Here is a 12,518-nt window from a genome sequence, read left to right on the forward strand (position 1 = left end):
TCATGGTTTTATGATATTTCCGGCAGATGCCATAGCCTCGGCAATAACATACATATTGCTCAGAATCCCTGCTCCTGTCTGATCTTCAAGTTTATAGAAATTTACACATGTGGCGCAGAGAAGTAACTCAACTCCCATCTTTTCAAGATCCCTGAGATGATCTATCACCGGTGAACTTTTGGTAACAAGTTTAACACCGCTGTTGTAGAATAATATTTTGCGCGGCAGCTTATCAAGGTCTTTAAGTGCTTTGATAAAATTTGTGATGAGCAGACTACCAAGCTCAGCATCACCCTCACCCATTTTCTCGGAACTTATCACTACAATAAAGTTACCCTGTTCAAAATGGGCAATTGGTGTTTCACAATAGTCTTCTGCTTTTGGATTAAGCAATTCTCCGGTACTCTTAGTAACAATCATCGACCAGACTCCATCTTTTTCGCTAACCTGAAATCCGGTTTTATTATCCTTTAAGAAACGGCTGACATTATTAAATGAAGTAAGATTATCAGTAAGTACAACAAATGAATCTCCAACTGCAGTTTCCTTCAGCGCTCTTTTCGTTGCAATCAACGGGGCAGGACAAAGCTGTCCTTTTGTATCGACAATTCTCATTATATGAAATAAAAATTAGACTGCAAAAGTAGTAAAGAAATGTTGAATTTCGGCTTCACTCAGTTTGATGGAATACTTGCCACCAAGTCTCAAAGGCACAAAGTTACACCAGGCATAGGTCATAATATGATAAACTCTTGGTGATCCCTGGCGTCTTTGTGTCTTGGTGGCAGTTAGATTTTTTGGCAGATTAGAGCGGATACTTATTTGGGAAATATAATATCTTTGATCCTCAAAAAAAACGCCATGAAAAAATTTCTCATTCTGTTAACTGTAGTTTGTCTGTTAATTATTTCACAGTCCGCTAAATCGCAAGAGATAGATTATAAAGCCATTACCGGATCATGGCTGGGAAAGATAAACACAGGTGCTATTGAACTCAGAATTGTTTTTAACATTTCACTTACAGGTAAGGACACTCTTTCTGCAACTCTCGACAGTCCCGATCAGGGGGCAAAAAACATAAAAATGGGGAAAGTCACATACACAGGTGAAACTCTCAGGATTGTTGCACCTATGATGCTGGCCGAGTATAATGGAACAGTAAAAAATGACACGCTGATTGAAGGCACATGGAAGCAGGCAGGTAATTCCCTTCCTCTTAATATTGTTAAGTTAAAGGCTGCTTTTGCAATAAACAGGCCGCAGGAACCGAAAGCACCTTTCCCGTATACGGCTGAAGATGTTACCTTTAATAATGATAAATTCAATATTAAACTCGCTGGTACATTAACCATGCCGGCTGGCAAAGGACCTTTTCCCGCAGTTGTGCTGATAACCGGATCGGGAGCTCAGAACAGGGATGAGGAACTTATGGGACATAAACCATTCCTTGTTATTGCTGATTATCTGACACGTAATGGAATAGCTGTTCTGAGATACGACGACAGAGGAGTTGGAAAATCACAGGGTAGCCCATTTAATGCTACTTCGGCTGATTTCGCAACTGATGCGGAAGCAGCCTTCAACTTCCTCAGAAACAATCCGGATATTAATTCCAAAGCTATTGGATTAATTGGACATAGCGAGGGCGGAATCATTGCACCCATCGTTGCTTCCTCAAATAAAGAGATTGCATTTATTGTTTCACTCGCCGGAACAGGAGTGTCAGGGGAACAGATCATACACGCTCAGGGTGCTGATATCAGCAGAGCTTCGGGATTAGATGAGAAAGAGATTGAAGAGAATACTTCAGTTAATAAAAAACTGTTCTCTGTATTGAAGAAGGAATCTGATAACAATAAAGCATCGGAGAAAATTCTTGAGGAGTACAAACAGATCCTTAATAAGAAAAAAGCCTCCCCTGAGGAAACAGAAAAAAGTCTTAAGCAGATTCAATCGAGCATGAATCCTGCAGGACTGACATGGCTGAGGTACTTTATGTTTACAGATCCTGCAAAATTCTGGAAGAAAGTTAACTGCCCGGTACTTGCGCTTAACGGTTCAACAGATCTGCAGGTTGCCGCAGATGTTAACCTGCCTGCAATCGAAAAAGCACTCAAATCAGGTGGTAATAAGAATGTAAAAACAGTTAAGCTTGAAGGATTGAATCATCTGTTTCAGCACTCGGCAACCGGACTCCCTTCTGAATATGGAAATATAGAGGAAACCTTTTCCCCTGAGGCGCTTAAGATTATTTCAGACTGGATTTCGGGCTTATAGGTGTTTTTGCAAGTCTCTTGAGAATCATATTTCCCCTGGCAACAATTCCGGCAGAACCTTCGCCTTCCAGCAGATTAATTGTGGAGGTGAGTTCGTTAAGCAATTCCGGATATATAACAACAAGGTTATAGAGGATCTCCATTGAATAAGCCTTGATTGCTATTGCTGAAAAACCCGATTTCAAGGCCGCGAAACAGTGTTCAGCAAGAATGCCATGTTGTTTTACACTTATTCTTGCAAAATCACTAAGTGAGATTATCCTGAGAAATGATCGCTGTGTACTCTCATTATCAATCTGCCCCAGCCTGTTTATTATTTCTGGGAGATATGGATAGATAAGATCCGGAAACTTGTCGCATACCTTTGAGAGTGTCCACGATGCCCTGAAAGCCAGTTTCTTATCTGATGAAAAAGAGTATTCATACAATTTTTTAAATATGGCAGGATTCTCGATAGCAGAAGTGGCTATCCATTCAGCCTCTTTCATGCTCATCATCCTGTTGACCATATCCTGAAGTTCCCTGTCGGTTGAGAAAGACTGCTTCTCCTCCGACCGGTCAGCCCCTCTGTTGCCATTTTCTTTTTTTACCAGGGAATAATAGCTCTCTGCGACTGGGATATCTGCTTCAGAAAAATCGATTGAATTCAACTCTTCCGGTGCTATCCATCTGTATGCCAGATGTTCTGAGAGAAAAGGCATATCATCAAGTGTATCGCAGATGAATGGGATGAGTTTAATCTGTTTATGACCATAGTCGTGCTCAACTTCCGGAACTCTTCCGCAAATTACAATATCCATCGAAAGCTCTTCCTTTATTTCCCGGATTATACACTCTTCCACGGATTCCCCTTTTGCAAGCTTTCCGCCCGGAAACTCCCACTTTAAAGGATGATCTGTTGTCTCGCCTCTCTGGACAATCAGCACCTCATTATCTTCATTCCTTATAATCGCACAGGTAACATTAATCATTTCAGCAGATCTTCATATAACGGTATCACAAGTAAAAATTCATATTTGTTAGTCATAAAATCAATCTTACAGGCATAATGATCCATCCCGTTAGTAACAACTATATAAGGAACTTTCATTCCAAGATTATAAACCACGATCTGATCAAAAACCCCATCATCAATCTTTATTTCAGGAGCTTTGCATTCAACAATCATTACCGGCTCACCTGACCTGTTATGGACCAGAATGTCGACCCTTCGCTTAAGCCTGTTCAGATCAAACATTACCTCAACCCCTATCAGACCTGGAGGATATTCACCTGCATTTATGAGGTACTGGATAAAATTCTGACGCACCCACTCTTCAGGAGTAAGCCTGACATACTTTTTCCTTAAAGGATCGAGGATCATTTCCGAACCCTCTTTCCCCGAAATTCTGAATGAATATGCCGGCAGGTTTAACTCTTTCAACTTAGTTTTGTACTTTTGAGCCTAAGGTTTTATTTTTTACCTTCGTGGTCCTTTGTGAAACCTTTGTGTTCCTTTGTGGTTATATATTTTACCACAAATATATTGAGATAAACGTTAACAGAAAACAAGTTATGAAGACCAAAGAGGAAATTGTTAATAACTGGCTTCCACGATATACTGGCAAAGCTATAGGCACATTTGGTAAATATTTTCTGCTTACCAATTACAACTATTATGTGAACCTGTTTGCCAAATGGAATAACGTACCGGTTGAGGGAAAAGAAAATAATATGCCCAGCGCTACTGCCGACGGAATAACTATAATCAACTTTGGGATGGGAAGTCCCAATGCAGCTACCATTATGGACCTGCTGAGTGCTGTCGATCCCAATGCAGTACTTTTTCTTGGCAAGTGTGGCGGATTAAAGAAGAAAAACACTCTCGGTGATCTGATACTGCCAATTGCTGCAATTAGAAGCGACGGAACATCAAACGATTACCTTCCGAACGAAGTACCTGCCCTGCCGGCATTTAAACTGCAAAGTGCCATCTCAGCCACAATCACAAGATATAACAGGGAGTACTGGACCGGAACTGTATATACAACAAACAGAAGGGTATGGGAATACGACGACAGGTTTAAGAAATACCTTGTCAAGACCAGGGCTATGGCAATCGACATGGAAACTGCAACGATATTCACAGTCGGTTTCGCAAATGAAATACCAACAGGAGCTCTGCTTCTTGTTTCCGACCAGCCTATGATCTCCACAGGTATCAAGACTGAAGCCAGCGACATAAAAGTAACCAACGATTATGTTGAAATGCACCTAAAAATCGGTATCGACTCCCTCAGAGAGATCATTGAAAATGGCGTTTCTGTCAAACATCTGAAATTCTGATCATGGCAGCTACCTTCGAGGAGATAATGTCTGATCTGAAGAACAGGATTTTTAAGTCTGTTTATTTTCTTGGCCGGGGAGGAACCTTACTATATTGATCTAATTTCTGATTATATCGAGGATAAAGTACTTCCGGAAGCTGAGAAATCATTTAACCAGATGATCCTCTATGGCGATGATACAAATATTCCTTCAATTATAGACCTTGCCCGTCGTTTCCCGATGATGTCAAGTCATCAGGTTATTATTATCAAGGAAGCACAATCTCTTAAGAAGATCGAAGACCTCGGTATCTACCTTGAGAAACCCCTCAACTCAACTATACTGGTTATCTGTTATAAGTACAAAACTCTTGATAAAAGGACAAAACTTTTCAAAACGCTTGAGAGTCATGGTGTCTATTTTGAATCGGCAAGAGTCAGAGACTACCTTATCCCAGGCTGGATTGAGAGATATCTTATGCTTAAGGGAATAAAAACCGATCCCAGTGCAAGTGCAATGCTTACCGAATACCTTGGAACAGATCTGCATAAGATTGTAAATGAACTGGATAAGCTTATTATTACCTTGCCTGAAGGCAAGCCAATGATTACTACTGCCCTTATCGAAAAGAACATTGGTATAAGTAAAGATTACAACAATTTCGAACTGCAAAAGGCAATCGGCGAAAAAAATATCCGGAAGTCAAACATGATCGTTCACTATTTTGCCAATAATCCAAAAGACAATCCACTCACACTAACGATATCATCTCTGTTTACTTACTTCAGTAAACTACTGACTTATCATTATCTTACAGATAAATCGAAGAATAATGTAGCTGCAGCACTGAAGGTAAATCCCTTCTTTGTTAAGGAATATGAAAATTCTGCTACGAAGTATAACGTTTCAAAGACAGTACAGATTATCAGCCTTCTGCGTACCTATGACATGAGATCAAAGGGGTTCGGCGATCCGGGGACAGAACCCGGTGATTTACTGAAGGAGTTGGTTTACAAGATACTACACCTTTAATTCATCTCCGGGGAGTCGGGAAAATCTGCCCAAATCCGATATTTATTATTAAAGCTTCTCAGCACCCTTTTCCATGTATCCTCGCCACGGTTATTCAAAATAATCTCGGGCCTGACCTTGGCAATGACCCATGAGTCCTCTTTTAACTCGCGTTCAAGCTGCCCTGCCGACCATCCGGAATATCCCAGAAAGAATCTGATTTGTGCACTGGTTATACTTCCTGAAGCAACAAGGTCCCTTATGCTGTCAATATCTCCTCCCCAGAAAATATTATCTTCAACAAGTACACTCCTCGGTATCATATCACCCATTGTATGAAGATAATGAATTGTATCAGGTGCAACGGGTCCTCCCATATTCAGCTTTTCATTCCAACCTTCAAAACCGGTAATTGCATTTTCAAGTGTCAGATCGATTCTCTTGTTAAGAATGAAACCTACTGAACCCTGAGGGGTATGATCTGTCAGATAGACAATGCTGCGGCTGAAGAAAGTATCGGGAAGAAATGGTTCCGATATCAGAATCTTTCCTTTAGCCGGAATCTTGTCTTCCGGTAGTATTGCAAACATATCGAGCTCCTTGGACATACCTGAAATAATAGCTGGTTAGAAATATAATACAAAAATAATTAAGTAAAAACTTATCTTCAATTAAATATTATCATATTTTTGCCCCGATTGTTAAATAATCTCATGCAAAAAAGCACATTACGTATTATTGGGAATAAAGCAGTACTTAATATCCGTGAGAGGATGTGCGAGACTGCCGAGGAGCTGTTGGCCAGCGACAAATTCAGATCAGTTCTGGATCATTGTCTGGAAAATCTTAAGTCGAAAAACTCGCCATTGGTTTGTATTTTCTACAAATGCGATATCAATGAATCTTCAGTAAATGATCTGGTTAAGACCCTTACCTTTCTGGTTAAGTATGAAAGTAACCTGGTTCCTCATATTTTTGAAAATGCAAAGCCTTTCCTGAAAGATCTGGATGCACTGGCAAATTTTGTTGAGTACCTGTACGACTACTGGCGCCACTTTGATCGTTTCATAATAAATGACTCAGAAGGCGATCGGCTTGATAAGAGACCATACAGAACTTTCAATGAGACAATTGAACAGTTGACTCATCTTATCCGCACTGTATACAGACATATTCAGGAGAATATAACAGGCAGCCACCCGAGAGTTTACAGGCAGGTGCCTGCAGGTGCAGAAATGGCAGTAATCTCCTTACCAAAAGACATTGCATACTCTGATGATAAATATAAAAAGCTGAACTCAATTCATGTTATCAGGCAGATGCTTATATATCCGCCTCTTGTGATACAGCAGCCAATGAACAAAAGGACCGGTCATTTTAAAAAAATTGACAAAAATCCTATTGATCTGGTTGATCTGGAATCGGATGAATGGATTTGTTACCCAGCGAAAGTAGGCAAGCTTCTGATAATGGTTTACTTCCATCTCGAATTTTTCGAACTGGGATTCTCAATGTGTAACCTTTTCCAGTTAGCCGGCGATGACGACCTCCTTAAAAAGCCTGATGCTCTCTTTATTTATGGAGTACCGGGTAATGCAATTGACGGATTGTCGAAATATTCTACTGTATTCTATGATGATGAGAAGAACGGGATCTTTGTTGGTGCAATTCCAAACAGGTCTGAATTCGGATATTTTGGTTATCTGAAAAAAATGATTCTGACTCTTCATAACTCAATAATTATGAAAGCCGGTAACATGCCATTTCATGGAGCTATGGTCAAGATACTCCTTCAGGGTAACAAGGAGGCTACTATTCTTATGATGGGTGATACAGGTGCAGGAAAATCCGAAACCCTTGAAGCTTTCAGAGTACTTGCTGAGAAACATATTCGTCAGCTTACAATTATAGCAGACGATATGGGTTCTATCGAACTTGATGAAAATGGTTGCCCTATAGGATATGGAACCGAAATTGGTGCATTTCTTCGTCTCGACGATTTACAACCGGGCTATGCTTTCGGTCACCTCGACAGATCTATAATTATGAATCCAAGTCAGGTAAATGCAAGGATCGTATTCCCTGTGACAAAGTTCGAGACTGTTATTCAGGGACATAAGATCGATTATATCCTTTATGCCAATAACTATGAGGAGATAGATAATGAGCATCCGGTAATTGAAAAATTCAGTTCAGCAGAATGGGCTCTTGATATTTTCAGTGAAGGAGCTGTAATGAGCAAGGGAACAACCACATCGAGCGGACTTGTTCACTCATATTTTGCAAATATTTTCGGCCCTCCGGAATATAAAGAGGTTCATGATAAGATTGCTGCTAAATATTTCGCTTCTTTCTTTAAGAATAAAGTTTTTGTCGGGCAGATGCGCACCAGACTGGGTATAGCCGGATATGAATCAACCGGACCAAGGGATGCTGCTACTGAACTACTGAGAATTATCGGAGTTACGGAATAGGTAAGTTTGCCCCCCTGCCCCCCTAAAGGGCATAGCTACAAAGCTGAGCTTAGGGGATCAATGAGAAACTGCTTAAATAAGTTTCCCCTCCTTTTGAAGGAGGGGTGGTCGGGATGATTGATTATCATACATTTACCATATTTTATTTCCCGACCGGGGTGGTTGATTCTCTGATTCCTTTGAATTTTTAAATGTATGAAGAAGAAGAACCTCTTTAACAGAAATCGCATTAAATTCCTCAGATCAACATTTAGGAACAAGTCTACTTCTGCTGAGGCTGCTTTATGATAATCAACCACCCCGGCCGGTATTAGCATTTGCATCATAATCTAAAGGTGGTCCGGCCACCCCTCCTTCAAAAGGAGGGGAAATGTATCAGACATATATTCAATACTTTACATTCTGTATTACACTAAAGTCTATCTATTAACTTTAAGTTGACAGCTATGCCCTTTAGGGGGGTTGGGGGGCATAAGTTTGTATTAAAATTTCTCCGGAACTGCCTCCTTCATCATTCCGTAAACCACATCAAATATATCCTCAGCACTTGGTTTTGAGAAGTAGTCGCCATCTGTTGTATAGGCAGGACGATGTTCTTTGGCTGTGAGTGTTTTTGGAGGAGAATCAAGATAATTCCACGCACCCTGCTTTTCGAGAACTTCCTGCATCATATATGCTGTAGTTCCGCCGGGAACATCCTCATCGAGGAAAAGGATCCTGTTAGTTTTCTTCACAGAATTAAGGATAACCTTATTTATATCAAACGGAACGAGAGTCTGAACATCAATAAGTTCAACAGAAATATTATGAGATGCAAGATGTTTTACGGCCTCGACTGCAACCTTAACAGTTGAACCATAGGTAATTACTGTGATATCGCTTCCCTGGCTCATAATTTCAGGAATTCCAAGCTGTAGGCGGAATTCACCAATATTATCAGGAAGTCTCTCCTTAAGCCTGTAACCGTTAAGCGGCTCAATTACAATGGCCGGGTCATTACCCTCGAGCAATGTATTATAAAATCCTGCCGCCCTTGTCATGTCTCTTGGAGAACAGACATAAACACCTCTCACTGAACTTACAAGCATGCTCATTGGTGAACCAGAATGCCAGATCCCTTCTAGACGGTGACCTCTTGTACTGATAATCAGCGGTGCGATCATACGGCCTGCTGTTCTGTAATATGTTGTGGCAAGATCGTCGCTTAACAGCTGAAGGGCATACATGAGATAATCGAGATACTGAATCTCGGCAATTGGACGCATTCCCCTGAGAGACAGACCAATACCCTGACCAAGAATTGTTGCTTCACGAATACCGGTGTCTGTAATCCGGAGTTCACCATACTTCTTCTGTAAACCTTCAAGAGACTGATTGACTCCCCCTATTCCTCCTACATCTTCTCCAAAAGTGACAAGCAGAGGATACTTTGCAAACAGTTTATCATAGTTATCCCTGAGAATCTGGCGTCCTGGAACTTCCGGAGAATCAGCAGAATATACAGGAGCTACAGGTTTAACCTTGAGAACTGAAGTCGGCGTTTCATTATATACAAATGTGTTATAACTATTACCGGCATCTTCATAGTTCCGAGCAAGCCATCCATGCAATTCTTCTTTCAGATTATCTGATTTAGTGCAAGTCTGACATACATTCCGGAGTATTTTGCGGGCAGTAACAAAATTATCTTTCCTTATAGGCGAAGCTACCTGCTTCAGATCGTTGGTAAAAGCTTCTACATTACCTTCTTTTAACTCCTCTGCACATCTGCATGTGCGGTCATTTATGATCTTAACAAGTGCATCCCGTTCTACCTTGATTGGGTTCTGAAACATATCCCAACCTTTTTTTCTTGATTCTTTTACTTCTTCCTCAGTTGAAGCATAGATCTTATCCAGTTCTTCTGCAGAAGCAATTCCATTATCAAGTATCCACTCCCTCATTTTTTTAATAGGATCAAACTCTAATTCCCATTTTAGTCTTTCTTCATTCTTATACCTTTCGTGCGAACCTGAAGTAGAGTGGCCCTGTGGCTGTGTAACCTCCTCAATATGAAAGAGTACCGGAGTGTGTTGATCGCGGCATATGGCAATGCCCTCCTCATAAAGTTTTATTAGTCCGGGGTAGTCCCATCCTTTTCCTTTAAAGATTCTGATGCCGGGATTATCCTTTTCACTTTCAAATCCTTTAAGAATTGTTGATATACTTCCTTTGGTGGTCTGATATTTTTTAGGAACAGAAATCCCATAGCCGTCATCATATACAGATATAGCCATAGGTACCTGAAGTACCCCTGCTGCATTCATTGATTCCCAGAAGTGACCTTCAGAAGTGCTGGCATCGCCAATTGATCCGAAGGCAACCTCATTGCCTTTTGAAGTGAGAGTGGTATATTTATGAAGTTCCTTGTTTTGTCTGAATAACTTTGAAGCGTATGCAAGACCAAGTAATCGGGGCATCTGTCCTGCAGTAGGTGAGATATCAGAAGATGAATTTTTCTGCTTCATAAGATCAAGCCATGTACCATCGGCATTGATATTAGGAATAGAAAAGTGATTATTAAACACCCTTCCGCCACTTCCATGACTGACAGCCCTGTCGGTATTGCCATAAAGCTGATGGAAAAATTCAAGAGAGTCATATAAACCCATAGCCATCATCCATGTCTGATCGCGGTAATAACCTGATCTCCAGTCGCCGTTCCTGAACTGTTTAGCCAGGGCTATCTGTATGATCTCTTTTCCATCACCAAAAATTCCGAATTTTGCCTTACCTGTCAAAACCTCACGGCGACCTGCAATGCTAAGGTTCCTGCTAAGGTTTGCAAGCCTGAAATCGGCAAGAATTGTCTCTTTACTCAAATTAAGGTCTGTTATTTTTTTAGTTTGTTTCATTTCATTTAAGATATCTGGGAGATTTTTTCTAACCCCTTTGTCATTAAACAAATATTATCGTGTGTTGTTTAATAAATATCGAAGAAATGATGGTTATCTTTGCAAAACATAAAGTTACGAAATAAAAAGAGGGAGAGCAATAATGTTTTTTAAGCTGCTGATAATTAGTGTAATATTTCTGGCATTAGCCGCAGTGGGTATGGGTATAAGAATGCTTCTCAAAACGAATGGAAAATTTCCTGAAACTCACATATCCAGAAATCCGGAAATGAGAAAAAGAGGAATTTCATGTGCTCAACAGAATGATACCGGCTGTCACTCAACAGAAGATTTCCCGGGCTGCGCATCTTGCGGAAGCAAGATACTATGATACAAATATTACTGATTACGGTTTTCCTCTGTGGAACTCTGTGTGAGACTGAGCCTGGCGAAGGCCTCCGTGGAACTCTGTGTAACAAAAAAAGAACTGACACAGAGACACACTGAGGAGACACAGAGATACACAGAGAATAATTAAAGGTTATAATAATTCTTATTCGCCAGATTCAGAGATAAATTCTTTCAGACTTTTTGAATACCAGGTACTGAAGTTTCCGGAGTCATCGGAGTATATGAAGTAGGCGCTGAACTCAGGATGGTTATCAATAAATTCGATTGCTTTTTCTTTTCCCATAACCATGCACGCAGTTGCTATGCCATCTGCAGTGGCGCAATCATCTGCAATAATTGTTGCACTTAGTAATCTGTTTTTTGCAGGATATCCTGTTCTGGGATCAATTGTGTGTGAATACTTTATCCCGTCCTCAACATAGAACTTCCTGTAATTCCCAGATGTGGCCAGTGCTTTGTCTGATATTCTGATTATAGCCTGAAGTGTTTCTCCCGGAGAATTATTGTCATCCACAGGCTTATCAATGCCAATTCTCCAGTGAGCACCTGCTTTGGTACCTTTTGCTCTTACCTCACCACCTATTTCAATAAGGTAATCCTTCAATCCTCTTTTATCAAAGTAATCGCACAATACATCAACAGAGTAACCCTGTGCTATAGCATTAAAATCAAGCTTTATATCAGGATCTTTTTTGACAAGTCTTCCATTTGTTATTGAAATCTTGTCCATTCCGACTAGCTTCATCAGACTGTCGCGTTTAGGTTCTGAAAAGTTTTTATGTGAATCAGGGCCAAATCCCCAGGCCCTAACAAGTGGGCCTACTGTGATATCAAAAGCGCCATCGGTAATCCCAGAAATTTGAACCGATTTTTGAAAAACATTTTTAAAATACTCATCTGGTACAATATCCTCATTACGGTTAAGCCTCGAAACAACAGACGAATCTTTGTAAAGTGATAAAGACATGTCAAAATCAGCAAGTATCTTTTCCACCTCAGTTCTGAGAACTTCAGGGCTTATTTTCTTAATATTTTCGTAAACAACACTATATGTTGTACCCTGAGCGAAGCCTGCAAAACTTTCAATTGATGCCGGCTTATCACTGCATGAAGACAGAACAAAGAGCAGTATTAAGAATAAATATAAAACCCTGTTAATCATTACT

The 12,518-nt window shown here is 40.4% G+C and carries 11 protein-coding genes; 5 read left to right on the top strand and 6 right to left on the bottom strand.

All coding sequences use genetic code 11. The features are described 5' to 3' along the window. Positions 1-615, bottom strand: a complete 615-nt coding sequence (yedF, locus tag IPJ16_04145; GenBank protein MBK7626379.1) for a sulfurtransferase-like selenium metabolism protein YedF — start codon at positions 613-615, stop codon at positions 1-3. A 246-nt stretch (positions 616-861) separates the two neighbouring features. On the opposite strand from yedF, the gene IPJ16_04150 reads away from it, so the two are divergent. Continuing rightward, the gene (locus tag IPJ16_04150) at positions 862-2,277 is read left to right on the top strand and encodes an alpha/beta hydrolase (GenBank protein MBK7626380.1); all 1,416 of its coding nucleotides are present in this window, start codon (positions 862-864) and stop codon (positions 2,275-2,277) included. Here the strand turns inward: IPJ16_04150 and IPJ16_04155 are convergent. Together IPJ16_04155 and IPJ16_04160 are read right to left on the bottom strand one after the other, a co-directional pair. Continuing rightward, on the bottom strand, positions 2,249-3,247 hold the full coding sequence (locus IPJ16_04155; GenBank protein MBK7626381.1) for a (deoxy)nucleoside triphosphate pyrophosphohydrolase: 999 nt from the start codon (positions 3,245-3,247) through the stop codon (positions 2,249-2,251). The genes IPJ16_04150 and IPJ16_04155 overlap by 29 nt on opposite strands. Beyond that, the gene (locus IPJ16_04160) at positions 3,244-3,639 is read right to left on the bottom strand and encodes a type I restriction enzyme HsdR N-terminal domain-containing protein (GenBank protein ID MBK7626382.1); all 396 of its coding nucleotides are present in this window, start codon (positions 3,637-3,639) and stop codon (positions 3,244-3,246) included. Before IPJ16_04160 ends, IPJ16_04155 begins: the two co-directional genes overlap by 4 nt. 191 nt (positions 3,640-3,830) lie before the next feature. Here IPJ16_04160 and IPJ16_04165 point away from each other — a divergent pair, with 191 nt between their 5' ends. After that, a complete protein-coding gene (locus tag IPJ16_04165) occupies positions 3,831-4,601 on the top strand; it encodes an AMP nucleosidase (GenBank protein ID MBK7626383.1) in 771 nt (256 codons plus the stop codon). Positions 4,602-4,658: 57 nt separating this feature from the next. Then, positions 4,659-5,615, top strand: a complete 957-nt coding sequence (gene holA / locus IPJ16_04170) for a DNA polymerase III subunit delta (GenBank protein ID MBK7626384.1) — start codon at positions 4,659-4,661, stop codon at positions 5,613-5,615. On the opposite strand, the gene IPJ16_04175 is transcribed toward holA, so the two are convergent. Next, positions 5,612-6,202: a YqgE/AlgH family protein gene (locus IPJ16_04175; GenBank protein ID MBK7626385.1), complete on the bottom strand. Its 591-nt coding sequence runs from the start codon at positions 6,200-6,202 to the stop codon at positions 5,612-5,614. The genes holA and IPJ16_04175 overlap by 4 nt on opposite strands. 105 nt (positions 6,203-6,307) lie before the next feature. Here IPJ16_04175 and IPJ16_04180 point away from each other — a divergent pair, with 105 nt between their 5' ends. Beyond that, entirely contained in the window at positions 6,308-8,068 is a 1,761-nt protein-coding gene (locus IPJ16_04180; protein ID MBK7626386.1) for a phosphoenolpyruvate carboxykinase, read from the top strand. A 482-nt stretch (positions 8,069-8,550) separates the two neighbouring features. Here the strand turns inward: IPJ16_04180 and IPJ16_04185 are convergent, their stop codons facing one another. After that, positions 8,551-10,962: a transketolase gene (locus IPJ16_04185; protein MBK7626387.1), complete on the bottom strand. Its 2,412-nt coding sequence runs from the start codon at positions 10,960-10,962 to the stop codon at positions 8,551-8,553. Positions 10,963-11,104: 142 nt separating this feature from the next. On the opposite strand from IPJ16_04185, the gene IPJ16_04190 reads away from it, so the two are divergent. Next, positions 11,105-11,332, top strand: a complete 228-nt coding sequence (locus tag IPJ16_04190) for a hypothetical protein (protein ID MBK7626388.1) — start codon at positions 11,105-11,107, stop codon at positions 11,330-11,332. A 162-nt stretch (positions 11,333-11,494) separates the two neighbouring features. On the opposite strand, the gene IPJ16_04195 is transcribed toward IPJ16_04190, so the two are convergent. Continuing rightward, positions 11,495-12,514 carry an FAD:protein FMN transferase gene (locus tag IPJ16_04195; protein MBK7626389.1) on the bottom strand — a complete coding sequence of 340 codons (1,020 nt, stop codon included), beginning with the start codon at positions 12,512-12,514 and terminating at the stop codon, positions 11,495-11,497. Positions 12,515-12,518: the final 4 nt, after the last annotated feature.

The sequence above is a fragment of the Bacteroidales bacterium genome, from assembly GCA_016709865.1.
In the GTDB taxonomy this organism is placed as follows: Bacteria; Bacteroidota; Bacteroidia; order Bacteroidales; family VadinHA17; genus LD21.

What these genes read in the sequence shown, in the direction of transcription:
- yedF (MBK7626379.1), bottom strand. Translation starts at nt 615, where the DNA reads ATGAGAATTGTCGATACAAAAGGACAGCTTTGTCCTGCCCCGTTGATT.
- IPJ16_04150 (MBK7626380.1), top strand. Translation starts at nt 862, where the DNA reads ATGAAAAAATTTCTCATTCTGTTAACTGTAGTTTGTCTGTTAATTATT.
- IPJ16_04155 (MBK7626381.1), bottom strand. Translation starts at nt 3,247, where the DNA reads ATGATTAATGTTACCTGTGCGATTATAAGGAATGAAGATAATGAGGTG.
- IPJ16_04160 (MBK7626382.1), bottom strand. Translation starts at nt 3,639, where the DNA reads ATGATCCTCGATCCTTTAAGGAAAAAGTATGTCAGGCTTACTCCTGAA.
- IPJ16_04165 (MBK7626383.1), top strand. Translation starts at nt 3,831, where the DNA reads ATGAAGACCAAAGAGGAAATTGTTAATAACTGGCTTCCACGATATACT.
- IPJ16_04175 (MBK7626385.1), bottom strand. Translation starts at nt 6,202, where the DNA reads ATGTCCAAGGAGCTCGATATGTTTGCAATACTACCGGAAGACAAGATT.
- IPJ16_04180 (MBK7626386.1), top strand. Translation starts at nt 6,308, where the DNA reads ATGCAAAAAAGCACATTACGTATTATTGGGAATAAAGCAGTACTTAAT.
- IPJ16_04185 (MBK7626387.1), bottom strand. Translation starts at nt 10,962, where the DNA reads ATGAAACAAACTAAAAAAATAACAGACCTTAATTTGAGTAAAGAGACA.
- IPJ16_04190 (MBK7626388.1), top strand. Translation starts at nt 11,105, where the DNA reads ATGTTTTTTAAGCTGCTGATAATTAGTGTAATATTTCTGGCATTAGCC.
- IPJ16_04195 (MBK7626389.1), bottom strand. Translation starts at nt 12,514, where the DNA reads ATGATTAACAGGGTTTTATATTTATTCTTAATACTGCTCTTTGTTCTG.